General features: G+C 46.8%; 24 protein-coding genes and 1 pseudogene. 11 read left to right on the plus strand and 14 right to left on the minus strand.

Annotation, left to right across the window (positions count from 1 at the left end):
• Positions 1-52 precede the first annotated feature (52 nt).
• The 5 genes from VJ374_RS03270 to VJ374_RS03290 all read right to left on the minus strand — a co-directional run bounded on the left by VJ374_RS03270 (position 53) and on the right by VJ374_RS03290 (position 3,628).
• Positions 53-1,954 carry an ABC-F family ATP-binding cassette domain-containing protein gene (locus VJ374_RS03270; protein ID WP_329470157.1) on the minus strand — a complete coding sequence of 634 codons (1,902 nt, stop codon included), beginning with the start codon at positions 1,952-1,954 and terminating at the stop codon, positions 53-55.
• A gap of 1 nt (position 1,955) precedes the next feature.
• Positions 1,956-2,654 (minus strand): lysophospholipid acyltransferase family protein, encoded by a 699-nt coding sequence (locus VJ374_RS03275; protein WP_329470159.1) that lies wholly within the window; start codon positions 2,652-2,654, stop codon positions 1,956-1,958.
• 79 nt (positions 2,655-2,733) lie between these two features.
• A complete protein-coding gene (locus VJ374_RS03280; RefSeq protein ID WP_023467272.1) occupies positions 2,734-2,991 on the minus strand; it encodes a hypothetical protein in 258 nt (85 codons plus the stop codon).
• Between the two features lie 38 nt (positions 2,992-3,029).
• A complete protein-coding gene (locus VJ374_RS03285; RefSeq protein ID WP_035412654.1) occupies positions 3,030-3,335 on the minus strand; it encodes a hypothetical protein in 306 nt (101 codons plus the stop codon).
• Positions 3,336-3,460: 125 nt separating this feature from the next.
• On the minus strand, positions 3,461-3,628 hold the full coding sequence (locus VJ374_RS03290) for a hypothetical protein (RefSeq protein ID WP_023467274.1): 168 nt from the start codon (positions 3,626-3,628) through the stop codon (positions 3,461-3,463).
• A gap of 233 nt (positions 3,629-3,861) precedes the next feature.
• Between VJ374_RS03290 and VJ374_RS03295 the strand changes: the two genes are divergently transcribed.
• From VJ374_RS03295 to map, 5 genes are all read left to right on the plus strand, one after another.
• Positions 3,862-4,716 carry a CvfB family protein gene (locus VJ374_RS03295; protein ID WP_035412657.1) on the plus strand — a complete coding sequence of 285 codons (855 nt, stop codon included), beginning with the start codon at positions 3,862-3,864 and terminating at the stop codon, positions 4,714-4,716.
• Positions 4,717-5,048: 332 nt separating this feature from the next.
• The gene (locus tag VJ374_RS03300; protein WP_035412660.1) at positions 5,049-6,608 is read left to right on the plus strand and encodes a degradosome RNA helicase CshA; all 1,560 of its coding nucleotides are present in this window, start codon (positions 5,049-5,051) and stop codon (positions 6,606-6,608) included.
• Between the two features lie 106 nt (positions 6,609-6,714).
• Positions 6,715-6,981, plus strand: a complete 267-nt coding sequence (locus VJ374_RS03305; protein ID WP_035412663.1) for a hypothetical protein — start codon at positions 6,715-6,717, stop codon at positions 6,979-6,981.
• Between the two features lie 73 nt (positions 6,982-7,054).
• Entirely contained in the window at positions 7,055-8,245 is a 1,191-nt protein-coding gene (locus VJ374_RS03310) for an EAL-associated domain-containing protein (protein ID WP_056063615.1), read from the plus strand.
• A gap of 13 nt (positions 8,246-8,258) precedes the next feature.
• On the plus strand, positions 8,259-9,020 hold the full coding sequence (map, locus tag VJ374_RS03315) for a type I methionyl aminopeptidase (protein WP_023467279.1): 762 nt from the start codon (positions 8,259-8,261) through the stop codon (positions 9,018-9,020).
• Between the two features lie 76 nt (positions 9,021-9,096).
• Here map and menC read toward each other — a convergent pair whose 3' ends face one another.
• The 6 genes from menC to VJ374_RS03345 form a co-directional block, all read right to left on the minus strand.
• Positions 9,097-10,167 carry an o-succinylbenzoate synthase gene (gene menC / locus VJ374_RS03320; RefSeq protein ID WP_329470165.1) on the minus strand — a complete coding sequence of 357 codons (1,071 nt, stop codon included), beginning with the start codon at positions 10,165-10,167 and terminating at the stop codon, positions 9,097-9,099.
• The gene (menE, locus tag VJ374_RS03325; RefSeq protein WP_369814211.1) at positions 10,164-11,546 is read right to left on the minus strand and encodes an o-succinylbenzoate--CoA ligase; all 1,383 of its coding nucleotides are present in this window, start codon (positions 11,544-11,546) and stop codon (positions 10,164-10,166) included. Before menE ends, menC begins: the two co-directional genes overlap by 4 nt.
• Before the next feature lie 62 nt (positions 11,547-11,608).
• Complete coding sequence (gene menB / locus VJ374_RS03330; protein WP_023469886.1) at positions 11,609-12,433, minus strand: 1,4-dihydroxy-2-naphthoyl-CoA synthase; 825 nt, start codon at positions 12,431-12,433, stop codon at positions 11,609-11,611.
• Between the two features lie 18 nt (positions 12,434-12,451).
• Positions 12,452-13,228: a 2-succinyl-6-hydroxy-2,4-cyclohexadiene-1-carboxylate synthase gene (gene menH, locus VJ374_RS03335; protein ID WP_329470168.1), complete on the minus strand. Its 777-nt coding sequence runs from the start codon at positions 13,226-13,228 to the stop codon at positions 12,452-12,454.
• Positions 13,225-14,868: a 2-succinyl-5-enolpyruvyl-6-hydroxy-3-cyclohexene-1-carboxylic-acid synthase gene (gene menD, locus VJ374_RS03340; protein ID WP_052019171.1), complete on the minus strand. Its 1,644-nt coding sequence runs from the start codon at positions 14,866-14,868 to the stop codon at positions 13,225-13,227. The genes menH and menD overlap by 4 nt, the downstream gene beginning before the upstream one ends.
• Positions 14,858-16,243: an isochorismate synthase gene (locus tag VJ374_RS03345; protein ID WP_035412678.1), complete on the minus strand. Its 1,386-nt coding sequence runs from the start codon at positions 16,241-16,243 to the stop codon at positions 14,858-14,860. Before VJ374_RS03345 ends, menD begins: the two co-directional genes overlap by 11 nt.
• A gap of 159 nt (positions 16,244-16,402) precedes the next feature.
• Here VJ374_RS03345 and VJ374_RS03350 point away from each other — a divergent pair, with 159 nt between their 5' ends.
• The 4 genes from VJ374_RS03350 to VJ374_RS03365 all read left to right on the plus strand — a co-directional run bounded on the left by VJ374_RS03350 (position 16,403) and on the right by VJ374_RS03365 (position 19,835).
• On the plus strand, positions 16,403-17,296 hold the full coding sequence (locus tag VJ374_RS03350; protein WP_329470171.1) for a 1,4-dihydroxy-2-naphthoate polyprenyltransferase: 894 nt from the start codon (positions 16,403-16,405) through the stop codon (positions 17,294-17,296).
• Positions 17,297-17,474: 178 nt separating this feature from the next.
• On the plus strand, positions 17,475-18,386 hold the full coding sequence (locus VJ374_RS03355) for a guanosine-inosine kinase (protein ID WP_035412684.1): 912 nt from the start codon (positions 17,475-17,477) through the stop codon (positions 18,384-18,386).
• Between the two features lie 25 nt (positions 18,387-18,411).
• Positions 18,412-18,840 carry an NUDIX hydrolase gene (locus tag VJ374_RS03360; RefSeq protein ID WP_035412687.1) on the plus strand — a complete coding sequence of 143 codons (429 nt, stop codon included), beginning with the start codon at positions 18,412-18,414 and terminating at the stop codon, positions 18,838-18,840.
• 86 nt (positions 18,841-18,926) lie between these two features.
• Complete coding sequence (locus VJ374_RS03365; RefSeq protein WP_035412690.1) at positions 18,927-19,835, plus strand: YihY/virulence factor BrkB family protein; 909 nt, start codon at positions 18,927-18,929, stop codon at positions 19,833-19,835.
• A 53-nt stretch (positions 19,836-19,888) separates the two neighbouring features.
• On the opposite strand, the gene VJ374_RS03370 is transcribed toward VJ374_RS03365, so the two are convergent.
• On the minus strand, positions 19,889-21,838 hold the full coding sequence (locus tag VJ374_RS03370) for a heavy metal translocating P-type ATPase (protein ID WP_329470172.1): 1,950 nt from the start codon (positions 21,836-21,838) through the stop codon (positions 19,889-19,891).
• Between the two features lie 185 nt (positions 21,839-22,023).
• Here VJ374_RS03370 and VJ374_RS03375 point away from each other — a divergent pair, with 185 nt between their 5' ends.
• Both VJ374_RS03375 and VJ374_RS03380 read left to right on the plus strand, forming a co-directional pair.
• On the plus strand, positions 22,024-22,953 hold the full coding sequence (locus VJ374_RS03375; RefSeq protein ID WP_329470174.1) for a DMT family transporter: 930 nt from the start codon (positions 22,024-22,026) through the stop codon (positions 22,951-22,953).
• Positions 22,954-23,115: 162 nt separating this feature from the next.
• Positions 23,116-23,403: a hypothetical protein gene (locus VJ374_RS03380; RefSeq protein ID WP_023467290.1), complete on the plus strand. Its 288-nt coding sequence runs from the start codon at positions 23,116-23,118 to the stop codon at positions 23,401-23,403.
• A gap of 40 nt (positions 23,404-23,443) precedes the next feature.
• Here the strand turns inward: VJ374_RS03380 and VJ374_RS03385 are convergent.
• Positions 23,444-24,595: pseudogene (locus tag VJ374_RS03385) on the minus strand (MFS transporter); the annotation flags it as partial.
• 71 nt (positions 24,596-24,666) lie between these two features.
• Positions 24,667-24,849, minus strand: a complete 183-nt coding sequence (locus VJ374_RS03390; RefSeq protein WP_035412697.1) for a hypothetical protein — start codon at positions 24,847-24,849, stop codon at positions 24,667-24,669.
• Positions 24,850-24,890: the final 41 nt, after the last annotated feature.

The raw sequence follows: 24,890 nt of genomic DNA on the forward strand, positions 1-24,890 counted from the left end.
ATTTCATAAAAAAAGCGGAACTCTTCTAAGTGAAGAACTCCGCTTATCGGATTTATTGATGAGATTGGCGATGGTTTTCAAATGCCTCGATTTTTTCAGAAAGATATGTCCAATATTCCATTCGCTCGTCAAGCATCGCTTTGGTCTTTTCGATGGCTTGATACAATTCATTGACCTTTCCGAGATCACTTCCTGCTGAAGCGAGATCAGCCTCTAATTGCTCTAGTTCAACTTCACTCTCTTCAATTTGTTGCTCAATGATAGCCCAATCTTGTTGTTCCTGATAACTTAGTTTCTTTGGCGTCTCTGTTTTTGGTGCTGTAGCAACCTCTGCCGTTTTTTCAACGACGATTGAGGGAACGGGTGCTGCCATTTGCTCAAGATAGTCTGTATATTGTCCGTAATAAAAAATGATGTTTCCATCTTCAAATGCAATCAGGCGATCGACGACCCGGTCGAGGAAGTAGCGATCATGACTGACTGTGATGACAGTACCTGGGAATGATTCTAAATAATCTTCTAGTACGGATAAGGTCTCGGTATCCAAGTCGTTCGTCGGCTCATCAAGGAAGAGGACGTTCGGTTCTTCCATCAAAATCGTTAACAATTTCAGACGTCGCTTTTCGCCACCAGAAAGCTTGCCGATTTGTTTATATTGTGCTTCCGGTTTAAAGAGAAATTGTTCGAGCATCTGACTTGCTGTGATCTCCTCACCGGCGAGTGTCGTAATGACTTTTGCGATCCGTTCGACCTCATCGATGACGCGGCGTTCGGGATGCGTAAATTCGGCGAATTGACCGTAAAAACCAATCTTCACCGTTTCGCCGTGAATGATCTCACCCGTTGTTGGCTCTAAGCGTTTCGCGAGGATTGAAAGAAGTGTCGATTTTCCACTACCGTTTCGACCAACGATGCCATACCGCTCTTTGCGTCCGATCAGAGCGTCAAACGATTCAAAAAGTGTCCGTTCACCAAATCGGTGCGAGACGTCATATGCTTCAATGACTTTCTTGCCGAGGCGGGTCGAACCGACCTGTACTTCAAGTGTCGCTTCTTCTTCCTCATACGAAAGGTCTTGTAAAGCATCCACGCGCTGGATCCGGGCTTTTTGTTTCGTCGTCCGTGCTTTTGCTCCGCGACGCAACCAAGCGAGTTCGCGACGGAGGATGTTTTGACGTTTTTCCTCCATAGAAGCCGTCCGTTCACGACGTTCGGCACGTTTTTCAAGAAACGATTCATAGTTTCCGACATAGAAATAAGCTGTTCCATTTGCGATCTCCATCATATGATTCGTGACACGATTCAAGAAATAGCGATCATGAGTGATTAGTAGAATCGCACCACGGTATTCCTTGATTTGAGTCTCAAGCCAGCTGATCGTCTCGGCATCAAGTTCGTTCGTCGGCTCATCAAGCAGGAGGAGATCGGCTTCATCGAGTAAGGCTTCAGCGAGTCCGACGCGCTTACGTTGTCCTCCGGAAAGAGAGCCGATCAACGCGTTCAAGTCGAGGATGCCGAGTTTGTTTAAGATCATTTTTAAACGCGATTCCGTGTCCCACGCTTGCGCGGCATCAACCTCGGTTTGCGCTGTGATGAAGCGGTTGAGTAACGTCTCACTTGTCGGATCCTGTTCGAGCGCTAGTCGTGCCGTTTCGTAGTGGCGCAACGCGTTGATCGTTGGTGTGTCACCCGAAAGGAGTACTTCCATGACAGTCCGATCTTCCGGATAATCGGTCGTTTGCGATAGCAAACGGATCCGATAATCATTTGGATGATGGATCGTACCAGCATCTGCTGTTTCTTTGCCTGCTAGAATGTGCAGGAGGGTCGATTTACCGGTACCGTTGACGCCAATGATACCGATCCGGTCACCAGGAGAGACAGAAAACGTGACATCTTCGAAGACAATTTTATCGGCAAATTCTTTTTTGAGATTTTCTACTTTCATTAACATATTAGACACCTTCTACAATCTGTTTGATTTGATGTTCGACCGTCTGGACGAGTTCTTTCTGTGTCATCGTGCTCGGATCAATCGACGGCAAGATCGTGACTTCGACTGTAGCCGGACGGATCTTACCCGTTTCCTCCATGACACGATAACTACCTGAAATCGCGACGGGTACGACGCGTGCGCCACTTGATGTCGCAAGGGTAAAACTTCCTGCTTTGAATTCCGCCATCGGTCCGCCTTTTGAACGTGTTCCTTCTGGGAAGATGATCATTGATTGTCCGTCCTTGATCGTGTCGACACCAGAGCGGATCGCTTTTAGGGACTGGCGTCGGTCTTTTCGGTCAATCATGACACACCCCATCAGATTCATCCAGACATTAACGATTGGAATTTTATTCACTTCGATTTTTGAGATGAATGCTTTTGGTTTATCGATTTTTCCAAGTAGAATCGGAACATCGAAGTTTCCTTGGTGATTCGAGATGAACACGACAGGTTCATTTGCCGGGATATGTTCATGCCCCATCACATGGACACGAACGCCAGCGAGTCGGAGGAGAGAGTTCGCCCAGGCGCTCGCTACACGCTGAACGAATGCATAGCGCGCGAGATGCGTTCGACGTTTTGCGGTTGGTAAAAACGGTAAGGTACAGGGTAAGACAAGTCCAAAATAAATGAACCAAATGACAGTACGGATCATGGTAAAGTGACAGCTCCTTTTTTTCATTGCTGATGTTATTGTACAAAAAAAGACCAGGTGTCGCACCCGGTCTCCATGATTATTCCCAGTAACGAGGCTCAGATTCCTCTTCGCTTTCTCCAAGTTCGAAAGTGAGGCGACGTGTCGTCGGATCAACGGAGAACGTAGCGTTCGTGTTGTCGATCTGTTTGATTTCCATCGTCTCTTCATCCAAGATGAGAGTCAAGCGGACCTTATCTTCGTGATCTACGAGCAGTACGCCATCTTCCTTCAACCATAAATCGATGACAGGTGAGTAGCGGAGTGTCCAACCGTTTGATAAAGGGATTTCGTTCATAATGAATCTGTTCCTCCTAGGTGATGAAATCGTGTTCTTTATTTATCATGCTGGTCTGTCCCAGAGAATGCAAGTGGTGTACTCGAATCTCGATTAGGATAGGCAATTTGATAAGACTGTTCTCGTTTTTTCATGCGTTCGTACTGTTTTTTGACGCGACGGTATTGAATGTATTCAATGTAAGTCAGATAGGACGTACGGAGTAACTGTCGAATCGATGATAACGATAGGCAAATCGCTAACGTAAAGACGAAAACACCAATCGAACTTGTATAATAACCGGTAACAAAACTTAAGTATGTAGTGATGAGACCCGCAATCGTCGTGAATAAGTAGAAGAGCACGTCCGTTTCCTCCTCGAAATTAAAATATAGGTATGTTCATCTAATTCGAGGTTGAACTTGATTTTCCTTTATCGTCCTGTAAATGTCCGGAAAAAATAAAAAAATCCACACGGAAGGTGTAGATTTTAAGGGCGATCGATTTGCTGAAGCGCTGGTGTCTTCGGAGTCATATCTGTACTGTTTGATCCTTCTGCAAAAACGATTCCAATCGTAGCAAGGAAAGCAAAAAATGCAAAAACCAATGTTTTCGTGAAGCGTCGAGCGAACGAACGCGATTGAATATTATGAAACATTTTTATCCCCCATATTTACCTAAACTAAACCTTCTTTTTCCTGTTATTTAATCATATATCTTTTTTTCAAAAAAATCACGCAAATGTGTTTCGTTCACAAATATGTCACAACTGTCATCGTGTGGTCGATTTCAGAGGTGAACAGAAAAAGAGTATAGTATGGTAGGGAAAGAACAGAAGGATGGTTCGAATGAACTTGAACCAATTCAAATAGAGAGAGGAGATGACCCGAAATGGGATTACGCGCAGGACAGGTTGTCACATTAAAAGTAGAACGTGAAGCAGAGTTCGGAGTGTTTTTGACAGATGGAAATGAAGATGTGTTGTTGCATAACAATGAACAGACACAAAAAGTAGCTCTTGATGATGAAGTAGAAGTCTTCTTGTATCAAGATAATGAAGGACGTTTGGCATCATCGATGACGATTCCAGAAGCTTCATTTGAAGACTACGTCAAGACGACGATCAATGGGACGCGCTATAACACAGGAGTGTTCGCGAATATCGGGATTCAAAAAGATGTTCTTGTCTCACTTGACGATTTGCCGCAACGTCGGATGTTCTGGCCGGAAGAAGGCGATCAACTTTTCATTCGTCTAAAACATGATCAAAAGCTTCGTTTACTCGGAGACCCTGCACCATATGCTTACTTCAACTTACGAGCGAAGCCAGCTCCAGAAGAATGGAACAACATGGACGTCGAAGGTCTCGTCTTCTCACAACGCGAACCAGGCGTCAATGTCTGGGTCAACGATCAGTCAATCGGATTCTTGCATGAACGCGAGATGGAACGTTGGCCGCGTCTTGGAGAAGTCTTGAAATTACGAGTGACAAATGTAAAACCAGATGGTACAGTATTACTTTCAGCACGACCACGTGCCTTTGAAGCCATTGATACAGACGCGGAGTTGATTCTGAACCATCTACTTGAACATGATGGTCAGATGCCGTATGGTGATAAGACAGCTCCCGAGAAGATCGATGAAGTATTCGGTCTCAGTAAGGCAGCATTCAAACGAGCGCTCGGTCGCCTGTTGAAAGATAAAAAAATAGAAAAAAATGAAACGGGTATTCGGTTGACGCAATAATCAAACCGAGTAAGCCTGCGTTTCGAATAGATAGTAAGGAATTCATCATTTTGGTGGTTGCGGCTGGTTTGATTACCGGCGACCATTTACTGAATATACCCCATCACTAGTGGGGGCACGCGATGACGTTCATCGCACGGTCCGGGCACTTCGCCTTTCCCTCGCCCTTATGGCAACGATTATGATGGTGACTTCCCTAAACATTATTATGAGAGAAACCACTCTATCTTTATGGGATAGATTCTGTTATAATAGGTAGTCGATTGTATTCGTTACGGTAGCGTCTGTTTAGTGGCAGACGCTTTTCATATGACAAAGGAGAGTATTTAGCATTGACAACATTTCGTGAATTAAATCTTAGTGAGGCACTTATCAAAGGTGTCCTAAAAATGGGCTTTGAAGAAGCAACACCAATCCAAGCAGAAACAATTCCAGTCGGACTCAGCGGCGTTGACTTAATTGGTCAAGCACAAACAGGTACTGGTAAAACTGCAGCATTCGGTATCCCAACAATCGAGCGTCTTGACGCAAAATCACGCAACATCCAAGCGTTGATCCTTGCTCCGACACGTGAGCTTGCAATCCAAGTAGCTGAAGAATTGAACCGGATCGGTGAAGTAAAACGCGTTCATGCACTTCCTGTTTACGGCGGTCAGCAAATCGATCGTCAAATCCGTGCACTTCGCAAAAATCCACAAATCGTCGTTGCGACACCAGGACGTTTGATGGACCACATGAACCGTAAGACGTTGAACCTCGATCACGTTCAAACGGTCATCCTTGACGAGGCAGATGAGATGTTGAACATGGGATTCGTCGAAGATATCGAGAAAATCCTCGGTGCACTTCCTGAAACACGTCAAACACTCTTGTTCTCAGCAACGATGCCACCACAAATTCGTAAAATCGCAGATCGTTTCATGACGACTCCGACGCACATCAAAGTCAAAGCAAAAGAAATGACAGTTGAAAACATCGACCAGTCATTCATCGAATTGAAAGAAAGCCAAAAATTCGACGTTCTTTGCCGTTTGATCGACACAGATTCTCCAGAACTTTCAATCATCTTCGGTCGTACGAAAAAACGTGTTGACGAGATGACAGAAGGCTTGATCCAACGCGGATACACAGCTGACGGTTTACATGGTGACTTAACACAAGCAAAACGTGACCAAGTCATCCGTCGTTTCAAAAAAGGAACGATCGATATCCTCGTAGCGACAGACGTTGCAGCACGTGGTCTTGACATCTCTGGTGTCACACACGTCTACAACTTCGACGTCCCACAAGATCCAGAAAGCTACGTTCACCGGATCGGTCGTACAGGTCGTGCTGGTAAAACAGGATCGGCTGTCACATTTGTTACACCACGTGAATTCGGTCAAATTAAAACAATCGAACGTGTCACGAACAAAAAAATGTCACGTCGTCATGCACCAACACTTGATGAAATCTTAGAAGGCAACTTGAAGCTTGCTGCACAAGAACTCATTAAACGTGTTGAAGCAAAAGACTCAAAAGAATATACGACACTTGCACAAGAACTCTTAGAAGAGTACGAAGCAGTGGAACTTCTTTCAGCAGCACTTAAAGGATTGACGAAAGAGCCGGATGCAACACCAGTCCAAATCTCTTCAATCGAACCAATCCGCGTGAAACGTTTCGGTAGCAACGGTGGTGGAAACCGTCGTCCTTACGGAAACAAAGGTGGAAGTGGAAGCGGCAACCGCAGTGGCGGATACCGTGGAAACAACCCGCGTGGTGGCGATCGTCGTGAAGGTGGTCGTTCATCTTCTTCATCAGATCGTCGTGAAGGCGGTTATGCTGGACGTAGCAACCGTAGCGAAAGCGATCGTAACCGTGGTGGACGCAAACCACGTTTTGAAAAGTAAACGATTCGAACCGATTTGTCACAGACAAGTCGGTTCTTTTTTATGATTTATCTAAGCGGTCATGATAAAATGAGCCATGAACGATAGGGAGAGGGCTGAATCATTCGTGTATACCATTTATGTAGCAGCATCCGTCTGTCTCGTTGCACTGATCGTCGCGACGAAAAAGATTTGTGAGCGGACGACAAAAGGACATTTTCGTTATATTCCGTTAGCGACCTTATTATTTGGTGGCATCATCTTTCTTGTGCTGGCCATTGGTAAGGGCGGAGCTGTTGGGATTCAATACGGTGTCCTGAGTATCATCTACTTGACGGCGACATTCGGTGTGTATTTGTATATCGCAATGCGGAAAGATACGACGTTATCGTAAAACAGGGGGCTCTCTCGTTACAGAGAGGCTCCTTTTTTGTTAAGATAGAACAAGAGTACAAGGGGGGAATAGAATGGACGCATTAGATGTCATCGTTCATCCCGAAGAGATAGAGGCGTGGTTTCAACCGATCGTAGGCGCTGCCCCTTTTAAGGTGGAAGGGTATGAAATCCAGTCCCATTTTCGTGGAGAACCGTTAAAACCATTTTTTCAGGAAGATGATGTTCCGATCGAGTATCAGCTCGAAGTCATGGGACATGTCGTCCGTCAAGCATTCCAAAAAGTACCCTCCGATACACAAGCGTTCATCCTGATCCGTTGTCGTCCGGCTTGGTTGTTTGAGAACGGTGGGGAAGATTTCTTGCATGTTTTACGTACGGTCGACTCGTCGTTTCCAAAAGAACGGATGTATGTTACTTTGACGGATGTTCAAGTCGATGATTTTGATCGTCTGGGCCGGATCGTCGCGTACTATCAGAATTCTGGACTGAAGGTAGCGCTGGATCGCGCGGAAGCAACGAGTCTCGAACGCGTCTTTTCGATGTCGCCGGATATGTTGATCGTCGATCTATCTTCAATGATTGAGAAAAAGACCGTCTCAGCATCGTATCCGCATCTCTTACAGACGATGGAGCACCTTTGTGATCAGCTTGGAGCGCCACTTTTGTATAAAAACATCAGTCATCTTGGTCAACTTCGATATGCGTGGCAGCATGGTGGACGCTATTACATGGGGAATCTTTTAGGAGAGGCTGCGCCGGAATGGGTCATGACTTGTCCTGGAATGGAGGTCTTGATCCATGAAGTCCCGATGTTCTATAAATATGATCGGGAACAGATGAATCGCCTGTTCCAACTGGAGCAAGACTGGACAGTCCGATTTAATGAGTATTGTCAGTCCTTGAAGTCGGAGCAAGATCTCGATCAATGGCTGCTAATGCTCGCCCGGAAGATGGAGCCGGAATTCATCCGGTTTTACATCACGGACGCGAATGGCTTCCAACAGTCTTCGAATGTCAGTAAAAAGAGTGGCGAGTGGAAACTGTATTCCTTCTACAAGGGATACAACTGGAGTTTTCGTCCTTACTTTATCCGGACGACGGTAGCAATGGAGAGACGGCATAGCGGATATCTGTCGGAACGGTACGTCGACTTCAGCTCGAGTGAACAAACGCGGACGTTTAGTATGCCGCTCAGCAATGGCATGTTCTTATTTGCGGATATCTCCGCAGATTATCTATATCAAGAACGATTGAGTGAATGAGGAGGAAATGAAAGTGTTAGATTATGATTATGAAGCATTACGAGAAATTGGACGCATCGTCGCGATGGCGCGCGACGAGATGGCGGATGCCGTCAAACCAGGAATCACGACAAAGGAACTTGATGACATCGGAGCACGTATTCTGAAGGAGCAGGGAGCAGAATCTGCCCCGATCGTCATGTATGATTTTCCGGGAGCGACATGTATCAGTGTCAACGATATCGCAGCACACGGTATTCCGGGTAAATATGTCATTCAAGAAGGCGATATTGTTAATGTCGATGTCTCAGCTGTGAAGAATGGCTACTATTCGGATACGGGGAAAACAGTCATCGCAGGAGAAGCAAAACGTCCGGAAGATGTCCGACTCGTTGAAGTATCATTGACGGCGCTTGAAAAAGGACTCGAGAAGGTCAAAGCCGGAACGAAGGTCAATCAGATCGGAAAAGCGATCTATGCTGAAACGCGTAAGAGTGGTTTCACCGTCATCCGTAACTTAGCGGGGCATGGTCTCGGGAAGACACTTCATGGTGAGCCGGAATCCATCTCGAACTACTTCAATCGTGAAGAAAACGATCTGCTGAAGGAAGGGCAAGTCATTGCTGTCGAGACGTTCATTTCAACAGGAGACGAGTTCTGTATCGAAGATGAGCGGGATGGCTGGACGTTATACACACCAAATCGGAGCCTTGTCTCACAGTTTGAGCACACTGTCGTCGTCTTAAAGGACGGGTATGAGATTTTGACGAAAGTCGAAGGCAAAGAATCGTTCTAAAAAAGTTCGCATAATAAAACACAAAAAGAGGCAATGGAAGTCAATCCATTGCCTCTTTTTCGTCGTGGTGTTCTTGTTACAAAGAGATCCGGGAGGTTGCCAATTTGTTTAATTGGGACTCGGATACGGCTGGAGCAAAATAGCGAATGTGTCCGTGTTCGACATGATACGGGGTCTCGAGCAAATCTTCTTTAAAATAATCCGCAGTACTTGCCATATCGATCGGATAAGCGAGCCCTGGAAGTGTCGCGAAAGCAAGGGTCTGACGACGTCCGATGCCGCTCTCGAACATCCCTCCGAGCCAGTAGGGCGCTTTTGTTCGAAGGGACAAAGCGTTCGTCAGCCCACCGACACGTGCCGGTTTGATGTTCAGAATCTGACCAGCGTGAAGCGTCTTCATCAAATCGGCATCCGCTGGAGCGACGATGGATTCATCTAGACAAATCGGTGTCTGCAAGAGTTTAGCGAGACGTTGATGTCCGGACCAATCCGACGCTACGAGCGGTTGTTCCATCATAACGAGACCGAATGAATCCCAATGCTGTAATAAAGGAAAGTCTGCTTCTGTGAAGCTGCCGTTAGCGTCAAACATCAAGGGCGCATCAGGGAAAGCGGCACGTACTTGCTCAAGAACGACGGTATCCGTCGGAGCGAGCTTCAGTTTGATCCGTCCATATCCGGAGGCGATCGCTTGTCCGACGGCTTCGACGGTCTGCGCTGCAGAAGCCCGTCCGAGTGCTTTCCCGCAAGGTACGAGGGATGATTCATCACCTCCGAGATACGTAGCGAGCGATTGTCCGGCAGCTGCTGCGAATAATTCATAAATTGCTCCTTCAAACATCGCTTTTGCCATCGGATTGCCTTGCACGATGCGGAAGCGGTGCGTGACATCTGCTGGATGATGGAGCGGTTGGTCAAGTAACTGGTACAGCAGTGAAGCGATTCCTTGCAGAGAATGTTGTGTTTCGGACGTATACCACGGTGTATCAAACGCGACTCCTTCCCCGTAACCCATTCGTCCTTCCGAATCGGTCAGGCGCAAAATCGTCGTCCTGCGTATCGTTAACGTCGAGAGTGCTGTTTGCATCGGACGACGAAAGACGAGCGGTACATCGAACAATTCGGCAGACCGGAGGGTGATGCTCATAATGACTCCTTCAGTTGTTTCCGCAATAGTTTACCGTTCGCATTGCGTGGCAAAACGCTATGATAGATGTAATCAACCGGACATTTATATTTGGCGAGCAATTGACTGATTTCCGTTCGGATGATGGCTTCATCGAGTGAACTAACGATGAAGGCAACCGGAACTTGTCCCCATTTAGCATCAAATCGTCCGACGACACCTGCTTCTTGAATCCCATCGATCGAGAGAAGTGCTGATTCGACCTCAGCCGGGTAAATATTTTCCCCACCTGAGATGATGAGATCACTTCGACGATCGAGGACATATAGGTATCCATCGGCGTCCAAACGTCCTAAGTCACCAGTCTTGAAAAAACCGTCTGCTGTAAAGGCGTCTGCCGTTTTCTCTTCATCATGAAAATAGCCTTTCATGATTGTCGGTCCTTTGACTTCGATTTCTTGGTGGCGCGTGATGCGGATTTGCGTCGGATAAATGGCTTGTCCAGCTGATCCGATTTTTCGTAAGGCATCCTCAGGCAGAAGAGTCGCGATTTGAGAAGCTGTTTCCGTCATCCCATATGTCTGCATGACAGGAATATTGCGGTCGAGTGCACGCGTCAGAATCGGTAATGGAACAGGACCACCCCCTGTCAGTACGACGCGAAGCGCGTGACGACGTAGTCCGGCGTCGAGCAACCGATCAAGCATGACTGAGACGAGTGAGACATGTGTAATTTTTTCCGTCGTAATCCAGTGTAAGGCGCGTTCTGGTGAAAAATGTGGCTCGAGAATGATCGGTACTCCATAGATGACCGCTCGATAGACGACGGCTAACCCACTCATATGAAACAGTGGTGTGACAATCAAAAAACGATCCTCTGGCAGTGATCCGATATGACGAGCGGCATTCGTCGCACTCGAGAAATGATTCAACATCGTTTGTTCCACAGCTTTCGGATGTCCGGTCGTACCACTCGTAAAGAGCATTGATTGGACGTATTGTTTAGGCATATGGCGTATTAACAGATCGGGCACTTCTTTTTCATAAGAAAAAGCTCGACACGGAATCGCTGTATCGAGTATCCGGTCTGTTACGACGAGCCGCACATCTGCCTGTTTGAATTGGCGCAGCACTTCCGTTTGCGTTAGTCGAGTGTTGATCGGGACGACGGTTAATTCAAGCAATTGAGCAGCGTGAAGAGCGACGATATACTGTGCACTGGATGGACCGTAAAGAGCAATCCGGTCTCCGCGTGTCACGATCGTCGCCCACGTACTCGCCAAACGATGCGCGCGTGCATATAGTTCAGACCACGTCCAACGCTCCGTTTCCGTAATGAGCGCGATGTCATCCGGTTGCTCTTTTGCCCGTGTATAGATCCAAGGATACAAAATAGTCACTTCCTTTTTGATGAATATACGAAAAAGGTTCAATGTCATAAGACGATTGAACCTTTTTTTCATTATGGGAAACGCGGAAACTGTCCGAAGTCAGGATTGCGTTTTTCTTTGAACGCATCGCGTCCTTCTTTTGCTTCGTCAGTCGTGTAGTACAGTAATGTTGCATCTCCTGCGAGTTGCTGAATCCCTGCGAGACCATCTGAATCGGCGTTGAATGCCGCTTTGAGGAAACGAAGAGCCGTTGGTGAATGTTGAAGAATTTCAGCACACCATTGAATCGTTTCTTGCTCGAGATCCGCGAGTGGAACGACCGTGTTGACGAGTCCCATATCAAGTGCTTGCTGTGCGTCATATTGACGGCAGAGGTACCAGATTTCACGCGCTTTCTTGTGTCCAACGACGCGCGCGAGGTAACCAGAGCCATAACCAGCATCGAATGAACCGACTTTTGGACCTGTTTGTCCGAAGCGGGCGTTGTCTGCAGCGATCGTCAAGTCACACACGAGGTGAAGGACGTGCCCGCCACCAATCGCATAACCTGCGACCATAGCGATGACTGGTTTCGGGATGACACGAATCAAACGTTGAAGATCAAGGACGTTTAAACGTGGGATTTCATCGTCGCCGACATATCCACCATGTCCGCGTACCTTTTGGTCTCCACCAGAGCAGAATGCGAGATCACCTTCACCTGTTAAGATGATGACGCCGACGTTTTGATCGTCACGTGCACGTGAAAATGCGTCGATGAGTTCATGGACCGTGTGTGGTCGGAACGCATTGCGAACTTCTGGACGATTGATCGTGATTTTTGCGATCCCGTTCCATTGTTCATATTTGATGTCTTCATAGCTACGGGCTGATACCCATTCCGGAGCGTATTTCATTTGAATTCCCCCAATATGTTAGTGATGAATAAGTAGATTCTTTACCATTGTAACAAACTTTTGCGGTTGGTCGATATGTGGGGCATGCGAAGCATGCAAAATCACGTGAATTTTTTCAGGTGATGCCGCTCGTAAGGCGATGGCGCGGAATTTTTCATCCTCTTCCCCGACGATCCAATCAATCTCTTTCGGAAGGCATGACCAAAGAGAGGGCATGCTTCCTGTACCTTGTGCTCGAAGCGAAGCACTCAGACCTTCAACCGTTTGAGACATACGCTCCTGACGCAGTCGCGTGCGTTGTTGTTCTTTGAGAAGCGCTTGAGGTTTAAATAATCCAAGTGTCTCCCAATGATCAATGAAAGCTTCGAGTCCATCCTTTTCGAGTCGCTCCGCTAACATACGATCGGATGCACGACGTACTTTTCGCTCCACTGCCGTCTTGATACCTGGTGTTGTACTAACAGCGATTGTTCGAGCGATTTGCTCAGAGACGACACTCAACATTAAGGCGATTCGTCCGCCCATCGAATAACCGAGGACAATCCATGGCTCGGATCGTGTAGCGAGCAGCGCCTCAAGATCCTTGACTTGTTGTGTCAAACGCATTCGTTGATTAGACGCTGGTATCGTTTCTCCATGTCCTATCAAATCGAGGCGGTAGACGGTGAAGTGAGTCGATAAATGCTCACTTAGCATGTCCCACGTCGAGAGGGAGCCTGTAAAACCGTGGAGTAATAAGAGCGGTGGACCAGCTCCCTCGATTTTCACATGATAGGGATGACCGCGTAAAATCATCGGAATACCTCGGCTAACGCTTGATTCGTCACGTCCCAAATCGAACGATGCATCTGTACGTTTTCGATTCGTGTTGTCTTGACTTCAAGTATCCGAGTGACATTCGTCTCTTCCGCAAGTGCTTGACGTAACGCAGCAATCGAATCAATCGCCTGATAGGTCACACCGTAGCCGGAGGCGAGGGAGGCGAAGTCGAGATGCTGCGGTGTACCGAATAGTGGCTCGAACACCGCTTGCTCGAGTTGCTGTTGCGGTAAGAAGCTAAAGATGCCGCCACCCGCATTGTTGACGAGAATGATCGTTAACGGAAGCGTGTGCGCTGTCATCAGCCCGTTGATATCATGAATGAATGCCAGGTCACCAACGAGTAAATAGCGGTGTTTGGCATCAAACGTTGCCCCGAGAGCACTCGAGAGGATGCCGTCAATCCCATTTGCTCCACGGTTCGCGAGTAGACGAAGGGGTGTTCCTGTAGGCAAGAACGTATCAATATCTCGGATTGGCATACTGTTCGAAACGAATAGGCTTCCTTCTTGTAACGTCGTTAACGCGCGGACGACGTTATACTCCGTCATCTCCTCTTGATCGATCGTCGTAAAGGCATCGGTGACGCGTCGCTCTGCCTGTTGTAACAGATTGAGGTACGTAGGGTCATGCGGAACGGGCTCATGATGTTCGAGTTGTCGCGCGTGACCAATCACGAAATCCGAATGGAGTTGGGGATCGCGCCAATTCCCTGGATGACCAACGACTGTCGTCGGAATATCCCGAGACCAAAGCAGATAAGGTTTTGACGTCGGCATGGCGCCGAAACGAATGATTCGATCCGGTCGGACGTGCTGAGCGGTGGCCGGATGTTTTAGCCATGTATCGTAGTAGGCAAAGACGTGATCATCATGCGATTGCCGCCCTTGACTGAGTGGATCTGCTAAGACCGGAATCCCTGCTTGTTTTGCATACGAGATGACAATCTGACTGTCCGCGGCAGCAAGTTGTGGTCCAAGTACAAAAAGAAGGCGCTCTTTCTGAAGCACGATCGCTAAGGCGTTATTTACTCCCGATGTCGGTTCAGGTAAAACGCCGACAGGACGACCTGTTCGTAAAAGATCGAGTTCAGGCACGAGTGGTTCACGTAATGGAACGTTGATTTGAACTGGTCCCGCCGGTTCCGTCAGGGAGAGCAGGGTTGCACGTTGTGCGACATGAGCGACGTAAGGAAGACTCGCTTCTTCCGCTAAGGGAAGATCAAATGCATGACGAACCTGCTTGCCGTATAGTCCGACCTGATCGATGGCTTGAGGTGCCCCGACATTACGTAATTCATGAGGTCGATCGGCAGTCAAAACGATCAATGGAAGTTCAAAAATATTAGCTTCGGTTACTGCTGAATAATAGTTCGTCGCAGCGGTACCGCTTGTACAAATTAGCGCAACGGGACGAACACGCTCTTCCGTCCGTGTTAAACCTAAAGCAAAAAAACTAGCCGACCGTTCGTCAACCAGGACGTGGGTACGGCTAGACGGATGCAGAAAAGCTGCAATAGCAAGTGGTGTCGAGCGGGAACCGGGACTGATGACGAAGTCCCGGACACCAGACGCAACGAGCGTATCAATTAACGTGTGCATCCACTTAGTCAACATAAATATCATCCTTTTCAATCGAACCAATGTGTGAAAGAGCTTGTAACATCGGTGATAGTTTAGTTTCCGTCTCTGCTAGCTCGCTGTCGAAATGAGAACCTTCAACAAGACCGCAACCGGCATAAAGAATGACAGCCCGTTCCGTAAATAATCCAGAGCGAATGGCAACAATGAATTCCCCATCATCCTGTCCGTTCATCCAACCGACGGGTGAACCGTACCAACCCCGTTCGAACGTTTCAATCTCTTGGATCGCATCGACCGCTAATTGCTTTGGCTCGCCACCAAGTGCAGGTGTCGGATGAAGTTTCTCAATCAGTTGGAATAACGTGACATCTGCTTTTAAACGCGCTGTGATCGGTGTATAGAGATGTTGGATATGACGATTTTTTAAGAGAATCGGGGTATCCGGACAATCCAGTTGCTCTGAAAAAGCAGATAACGTCCGTTCGATCGAATCAGCGACAATCCCGTGCTCCATTCGGTTCTTTTGATCTTGTAATAACGATTGACCGAGTGCCTCATCCATCTCATCCGTCGCGTGGCGCGGTGCAGAACCGGCGACGGCTGCTGTCTCAAGGCGACGTCCACGTTTTTGGACGAGTCGTTCCGGTGTGGCTCCGATAAAGGCCTCTTCCGGATTCGGCTGGAAGCAGAAGACATAGCTACCGGGCTGCGTATCTTCGAGTTCAGCAACGACGGCGGCTACATCAAGTGGGCGGTCCAGTTCGTAGACGACTTCCCGCGCCAAAACGATTTTTTCAAGTGTTGTCTCCAAGTAATGCATCGCTTGTTGAAACGAGGCTTCAAAGGCTTCATTTCCATCCCGAGATAGACGTAAACGCGTGACGCCTGTCGAAGTCGGTGTTTGCGGTTGATTAACTTTGGCGAAATCAAGTGCGAGCTGATTTAAGATTGAATCGACTTGATCCATCGGTTCAACACGGGCAAAGATCGTCACGCGTGTCTTACCATCTTGCTCTAAGAATAAAAACTTCGGAATCGTCATCGAAGCGTCTCCAAAGGAAGACCAGCGATAATCCGGTTGGTTAAGTTCAGTGAAAGAGAATCCGCTGAACGCAAATAAATCATGACCGACATGGTCGCGATTCACATTTGTCCATTGCGATTGAATTCGTAAAAAACGATCCGTTCCTGAAGCCTGAAGTTGTTGTACGATGCCAAACCCAATGGCCCGCATCGAGCGATCAGGTGTCGCGAAATAAAATCGTTCCTCGATACCCTGTTCGAGAGAACGCATGTCAGTTGCTTCGATTTCCCATGAATACGAAGCAAGTATAGGTCGTTGTGAGGCATTCGCCTGACTGACGGCCTGTTCGATACACTGTTTTAGCTCTTGTTGAGCGTAAGCCATACCGCTCATTGCCCCCTAGTCTGTAGATACTGTGATATGTTTCACTTATTCTAAGTGTAAACTTTTTGCGGACAAAAAAGAAGGAATAAGCTATCTTGGATTGAACATTGACATCAAAAAACGAAACCCGCTACACTTAGACAGGAAAGGGGTTATTATATGAATAAATCAATCGCTGTCTATTGGCGAATGACACGACCGCATACACTGACAGCAAGTTTTGTTCCGGTCGTCGTCGGTACGGCAGTTGTCGCACCACGTGTGGAATCGATACGCTTGGATTTGTTCGTAGCGATGTTAATCGCATCGATGTTGATTCAAATCGCAACGAATCTGTTCAATGAATACTACGATTACAAACGTGGTTTAGATACAGAGGAATCGGTCGGAATCGGTGGATCAATCGTACGTGATGGATTCAAGCCAGGTACGATTCTTGCATTTGCACTTACGTTGTATGGCATTTCCGCACTACTCGGTGTGTATCTATGCATCGAGACTTCGTGGTGGTTGCTTGTCGTAGGACTCATCTCGATGTTCGTCGGATATATTTACACCGGAGGACCACTACCGATCGCGTATACACCGTTTGGGGAAGTGGTTGCTGGCTTTTTCATGGGATATATCATCATTGCGATCTCCGCCTACTTGCAAATTGGTTATGTACCAACGGAAGCCATTGCGATTTCGATACCTGTTGCCATCTTGATCGGTTCAATCCTGCTTGCAAATAACATTCGGGACTTGGATAATGACAAGGTCAACGGACGAAAAACGATTGCCTGTCTTGTAGGGCATCGCCGTGCCGTGTACGTTTTGATCGGATTTTTTGCGGCAGCTGTCCTGTCACTCATCATTGCTGTAATGGCATTCGAAGTCTCTTGGTTTGCCTTACTTGCGTTGTTAAGTATTCCGCTCATGATTAAAACGGTCCGTCTCTTCTGGGAGGACTTGCCACCAGAACAACTGATGCCTGGTATGGCGCAGACTGGCAAAGTAAATACGATTTTCGGATTATTACTCGCAATCAGTCTCGTGATTGCGAACATCTAAATTCAAACAAAGCAGCAGGCGATTCGCTTGCTGTTTTTTTATGAGAAGATAGCGAACAGTTAGAAAAAAAGTGCTTCGGTTGTCACTGATTTAAAATTTTACTATAATTGAAGCAATGTGCCTGAAAGATCAATTCAAGGATCGGGAATCAGGAAATATGGTTAGAGGTGGAACTGGAATGAATAAAATCGCGGTAATCGGAAAAGTATTCGTCGACATAAAAGGAACTTCGTTCGCTCCTTTGCACAAGGATGCGAAAAACGTAGGAGACATCACGTTTTCGAATGGAGGAACAGGACGCAACGTAGCACAAAACTTAGCCGTCCTCGGGAATGAAGTTCGCTTTATCTCGACGGTTACGAATGATCAGATTGGCGTGGGAGTGCTCGATGAGCTGAAATCTTACGGTGCGAATGTGGATCATGTCGAAATGTTAGAAGATCATGGAATGGGTATGTGGCTAGCGGTCATGGATAACGAAGGTGACTTGCAAACCTCAATCTCGAAACAACCGGATGCGAAGTTGCTCGAAGAGGCGATTTTACGTCAATCAATCTATGCGCTCGATGGAGTCGATGCCGTTGCCATCGATCTTGATTTGTCTGTTACAGTCTTGGAACGTTTGATTCATCTATGTCGCAAAATGGAGTTGCCATTGTTTGGTGTTTGTGGTCACTTGAGCGTCATTGAACGGAATCGTCATCTGTTACAAGGATTCACTGGATTCATTTGCAGTCGCGAAGAAGCAGAAATTTTGTCTGATCTGTCAATCGTGACGGTAGAAGATGCGATTCATGTAGCAAATGAGCTAGCGAAAAAAGGTGCTCCATTCACGGTCGTGACGATGAGTGAACTAGGGGCGGTCTACGTCGATCGTCGTACGGCGACGTCAGGTCATGTTGGAACGAAAAAAGTAAAAGTCGTCGACTCAACGGGAGCAGGCGATTCCTTCTTCTCTGCTGTCTTATCTGAATTGACAAAAGAAAAACCAGCAGAAGAGGCATTAAAGCTTGGCATGAAAATCGCGGCAGAAGTCATCGCTTCGACAGAAAACGGATTGGTTCCAGAAATGCTGGATGCCATTCAATGAATTAATTTTGAAAAGGGGTGGCGTCATGCCGATTCAACGAAGTGCGATCATTTTACGAAATGAACAGGATGAAATTGCGTTGATTCGACGGGATAAACCGAACGAAACGTATTATGTCTTTCCAGGCGGTGGAAAAGATGATGGAGAATCACTAGAAGAGACAGCGATTCGTGAAGCACATGAAGAACTTGGTGTCGACGTGGAGTTGAATGGCATTGCTGCCATCGTCCGTTTTAACGGATTCGATAACCCTTATTTTTGGGCGAAAGCAATTGGCGGTCGCTTTGGAACAGGTATGGGTGAAGAATTCGAAGAGGAAGGGTCTGGTTATACACCAGTCTGGATTAAACGATCCGAGTTGCCGTCATTGCCGATTCGTCCACCGTCTCTTGCCAAACAATTGGCAGAAATGACAGAACCGTTCTATAAATTGATTCTTTCTGAAAACGAATGAGGTTTTAGTTGAAATAAAATGGGAAAAGTATATTAAAACAATGAGGTGGTCTTTGACTGCCTCTTTTTCATGAAGGAGAGATGACGATGGCGCATTCACGCGATCCTAAAGGGCTTGCCTTGAACTTAAAGCAGCGAATGTCCGATCACAACATTACGGATTATGCAGGGACACTCGCCTATTACTGGTTTTTATCCATTTTCCCAGGTATCATTTTCGTCATTTCCGTCCTGTCGTTCTTTGATATTGATCGTCAGACACTTGAGTCGCAAATCCGGGACTTAGCACCGGGTGGGGCCGTCAATACATTCACGGATACGATTTTTCAAGCCATCAAGGATCCGCAGGGGGGATTGTTATCGATTGGTGCGATTCTTGCCATCTGGTCCGCTTCAAAAGGTGTCGATCGCTTGATCACGACAGCGAACCATGCCTATGGTGATTTCTCGCCACGTGGTTTTGTCGCAGCACGCGGGATTGCTTTACTACTAACGATTGTTCTCGGAATCGGGATGTTATTATTGATTGTCTTGAACGTTCTTGGTGGTCCAATCATCACGTATCTTGCGAATTTCGTTCTCCCGATCGATATGGGGCAAAAAATCTTATTAACGGTCTTGCGTTACGTCGTTTCAACGATTCTATTGATTGGTATACTGTCGATCTTTTACCGCGTCGCACCAAAGCGCCCGATTACCTTTAAGGAAGCGATCCCAGGAGCCGTCTTTGGTGTCATCGTCTGGCAATTACTATCGGTCGGATTTGGATTCTACGTCTCGAACTTCTCAAACTACAATCAGACGTACGGTTCACTCGGTAGTGTCGTTATCTTGTTATTATGGCTTTATTTCACAGGATTGATCATCTTACTTGGTTCTGAATTGAACGCGTCATGGGAACGATTCATGAAAAAAGCGGATCCGAAGAAGATGGAAGAAAAGCGCTTGAAGGAACAAGCAGAACTCGATTCGATTCCGACGAATACGTTCGGATGAAGAGACGAAAAACGTCTGATTGCCATGCGGCAGTCAGACGTTTTTTTTAATGATTAAGCGGCTAATCGTTTTTCGGATACACGCTGTGGGAGAGTTGGTAAAGCATCCTGTTGAAGAAGACGTAAGCCATTCAGGATGACAAGAATCGTCGATCCTTCGTGTCCGACGACAGCGAACGGCATGATTAGGAACTGTGACAAGTTGGATGCGATCAATAGAAGGATGACACCGATCGCAAGCGTGATGTTTTGTTTGACGATCCGGTTCATCTTCCGGGCTTTATGCACGGCGTAGGCAAGACGACCTAAATCGTTTTTCATCAAGACAACGTCAGCAGTCTCAAGCGCAGCATCCGTTCCTTCACCCATTGCAATCCCGACATGTGCCAGTGCGAGCGCCGGAGCATCATTGATACCATCACCGACCATCGCAACGGTCCGACCTTCTGTTTGGTATTGCTTAATATAGCGCACTTTATCTTCCGGTAAGCATTCAGCGACGAAGTCCGTTAAACCCGCTTCACGCGAGATGGCTGCTGCCGTGACCGGATTATCACCTGTCAACATGATCGTCGCGATGCCGAGATCGTTTAAAGCGGCGATTGCTGTTTTAGCTTCCGGACGAATCGTATCACGTAATGCATAAAGTGCTACGATTTGTGATCCATTGCTGACATAAACGATTGTATGCCCTTGTTCTTTCAGTGACTGTTCAATCGTGACGAATGGATCGTCTAGACCTTCGTGGAATGCTCGCTTGCCAATGCGATACGTGACGCCATCGACAGTTGCTTCAATCCCGTATCCTGTCACATCTTTGAACGTTGACGGTTCGCGAACATCGGTTTTTAAGTGATCAACGATCGCTTGTGCGAGCGGGTGATTCGACTGGGCTTCAATGGAAACAACCGCTTGTTCGACGGCTCGGATATCGATACCTTCCGCGTACCGACTTTCAGTAACGACGGGTTTACCTGTTGTCAGAGTCCCTGTTTTATCGAAGACGATCGTGTCGACTTGTCCGAGTGTCTCGATATGTGCTCCACCTTTGAAGAGAACGCCATTTTTCGCAGATGCGGCGATTGCGGACAAGGCAGCAGGGGTAATCGACGCGACAAGCGCACAAGGCGAAGCAACAACGAGTAAAATCATCGCCCGATAAATGCTTGTCTCGAATGTCCAGCCGACGACGTAATGAGGAAGGACCATCATCAGGGCAACGACGAGGAGGACGATTTTGACATAACGACTTTCAAATCGTTCGATGAACTGAGCAGAGGGAGACTGCTCACTTTGTGCGTTTTGGACCATATGAATGATTTTTTGGAACAATGATTCATCAGCGGCTTTCGTCATTTCAATCGTCAAGACGCCATTCATGTTGACGGTCGAGTTATAGACGGTATCGCCCGTTTGTTTTTCAACAGGAATCGATTCGCCTGTAATCGATGCTTCTTCGATTGCTGCTTGACCACGAACGATGACACCATCGACCGGAATGCGTTCCCCGGGACGAACATAGACGAGGTTACCGATTACTAGTTGCTCGATTCCAACGACTTCAAGTTGTCCGTTTGCATTCAGACGCGTTGCTTCCTCTGGCTGTAAGGACATTAAACTTTGTAACGCCCGTTCATTTTTATTCATCGTATAGGTTTCAAGAGCACCGGATAACGCGAAGATGAAGATAAGGATCGCACCTTCCATCCAGTAGCCGATGGCAGCGGCACCGATGGCAGCTAAAATCATCAACAATTCGACGTTCAACGTTTTTTCTTGATACGTCTCCGTCAAGCCTTCCTTTGCTTTCGCATATCCTCCAATCACATATGCTGATAAGTACAACGTGACATAAACGGCAGACGCCGTATTGAATTTTTCGAGTCCATAAGCAACTAAAATCAATATTCCGCTAAACAATGCTAGAATCAATTCGTGATGCTCATCCCAAGCATGACGGAATACGGAACGCTGTTGAACATCGGTAGTAATGGAAGTCATCATATTAAAACTCCTTTCAAAATGTAAATGAGAAATGAAATCATTATAGAAAGAGAATGAGAATGTGATATATCAATGAGTTTAACTGATTGATAATGAGTTTCATTGTCTCTAGATTATAATTATTATTATCTGTAGAATTACTATACCATGCTTCAGTGAAAAGGAACAGGAAAGGAACCAGAAAGATGCAAAAAATTTTAACCCATCGGATTGGTCTCGTCGTCTTTGCATTATTGACGACCTTTTTGTGGGGAAGTGCGTTTCCCTTCATTAAGAAAAGTTATGAATTATTACAGATCACGTCTTCTGAATACGGGGAGCAACTATTGTTTGCGAGCTATCGCTTCTTTTTAGCAGGGGTGTTGCTACTTGTCGTCAGTGTATTCGTCTTTAAACAAACGATTACACTGAAGAATCGGACCTATGCCTATAGCCGTCTTGGTTTCTTTTTGACGTTCTTGCAGTATGTCTTTTTCTATATTGGTCTCTCTTTATCAACCGGTGTGCAAGGATCAATCATTGCCGGCTCGACTTCGTTCTTCCAAATGTTACTGGCTCATTTCCGGTACGAGGACGATCGATTGAATCGATTCAAAGGACTTGCCTTATTCCTTGGGTTTACAGGTGTCATCTTGGCCAACTGGCCGCAAGGTGGGCAAGGTGTCTCATTTGGTCTTGGAGAAGGATTATTGATTGCGGCAATGGTTTCCGGAGCATTCGGTAACTTGATCGCGAAAGAATACTCAGCACGTTATCCGGTGGCACCGATGACAGGATGGGCGATGGTCATTGGATCAATCGGTCTCTTCATCGCGGGCGTCGTTCTCGATGGTCACGTTGCACCGTTTACTTTTTCGACTACGAGTGCCTGGATGCTTGTGTATCTTGCTTTTTTATCCGCGACTGGATTTACGCTTTGGAATCTACTGATGAAATATAATCCAGTCAGTAAAGTATCGTTGTTTATGTTCTTCGTACCAATCTATGGTGTCAGTTTATCTGCTTTGATTCTGGGTGAGACGATTCCACCTCAAGCGTTGCTCGGTTTACTCTTCGTCATCGGAGGTATCTTAGTCTCGACATACTTACCAGTGTGGTTTCAAAAGCTAGGTTGACGAAGATTCAGAATCGTGTAAAAATAGTTTCAATTAAAGTAACTCCAATCGTTCGTTGCTTAAGCCGACCTGTTCGGCTTTTTTCTGTACGGTCATCAAAAGACCGATTCGGCCTTGTCTGAAAGGCTAGTGCGACTATAAAACGGAAGGAGATGAAAACGAATGGAACGGAATGAGATCGTTCGAAAGATCATTGCCACTCGTCGTCCACGTGATGAGTTTGCTCGGTTCGTCGTGACGTGCGTCAGTCAGCAGTTAAAGGAAACCCACGGAGATGTCGATGTGGAGATCATCGAGGCGGAGAGAGGTTACGATTCAGTGTGGTCAATCAACGGTCGAGAGGTCGTCGTGTTGCTTGAGACAGAAGAGTTGAAGCGTGCAAAGGAGCAACCGTATGCAATCGACGATAAGCTCTGGCGGAGTTTTCGACAAGAAGGAATCGTGAAATAAAAAACGGATCTTGCGCATCGATGGCGCAAGGTCCGTTTTTTTAGATTTCGGGTGTCTCGTGACGTTTTGCATACCGCAATAGAAGCGCAAGCGTCGTTAAGACAAGAACAAATAAACTGAAATACAGCATGGAAGGAAGTGTAACGAACAAACTACCAGCGATCGGTCCGAGAATCGAACCAAAACTGAAGGCAATCCCTGCAAGTAAGTTACCGGTTGGTAAAAGATGACGTGGTAACTGTTCTGTCATATAGGCAACACCGAGCGAATAGGTCGAGCCGAGTGCCATCCCACTGACGGCAAAAATCGCGAACAACCAACCGTAACGTTCGAAGACGAAGCAAGCAGTGAGAAAAGCGACGGAACCAATCGACAGTACAGTGACTAGCGTCCGACGTTTTCCGAAGTGATCGGCAAGTCGCCCGAGTGGTAGCTGCATGATCAATGAGCTGACGACAAATGTCGTGATTAAGGTACTTGTCTCGGATAAACCATATCCGTTACGCGTCGCAAAAACGGGAAAACTGGCATTCAGTGTGGCTTCGAGAAAACCGTATGTAAAACCAGGAAGTAATGTAAACCAAGCAGTCGATAGGACGAGTCGATACCGTGAAGCAGCACTTTGTAGTTCCTCTGGCATGACGGACGATGGTTTTTCGTTCGGTATACGGAATAGTAAAATTAGAACGATGACAGTTAAAGTCCCTGTTAACACGAACGGTAACCAATCGATCACATCGACGAGCGGTGCAGCAAGAGGACCTAAGGCAAAACCGAGACCGAATGCCATCCCGTATAACGACATCGTTCGTCCTAACCGTTCGTTTGGTGTAATGGACGTTACCCAGACTTGTGAACCATAATGTAACGTCTGATCACCGAAACCGACGAGGAAGCGGAGAATTACCCAAGCGATAATGCTTGGGAGTAATGGGAATAAGAAGACAGCCACTGCGACAAGGGCAAGACCGAATGAGATGACAGGAATATAACCACGCCGTCGTAACGGACCTTCCATAAGAGGTGCGGCAACGATGACACCGATATAGAGGACGGCGGCACTGAGTCCGTTAATGAAAGCAGATGTCCCTTGACGTTCTAACAAGATGGACAGTAATGGAATCAGTAATCCTTGTGTGAAACCGGAAATGAAGACGATCGATAAGATGAGAGTAAAACGACGTGACACAAGTAACGACGACCTTTCTTTTTTCTTTTAGCATAACACGCCCCGGACTTCGAAAAGGGAGACCGGGGCGTGTTTCATTTATTTTCTTGTTCAAACCGTGTCGGACGAGGCATGTGCAGGAGATGTTCATCCCAATCCGTCTGATCAAAGACTTCATCATGTTCAATGCTATGTGAAGCACGAATACCAACCATCATGATGAACAGAACCATACTGAACGTGCCGATAATTGCGATAATACCTACAAGCCATTCCATCCCGGTCACCCCTTTTAGAAAACAAAATGCGTCTACTTTGT

The organism is Exiguobacterium sp. 9-2 (assembly GCF_036287235.1).
Lineage (GTDB): Bacteria > Bacillota > Bacilli > Exiguobacteriales > Exiguobacteriaceae > Exiguobacterium_A.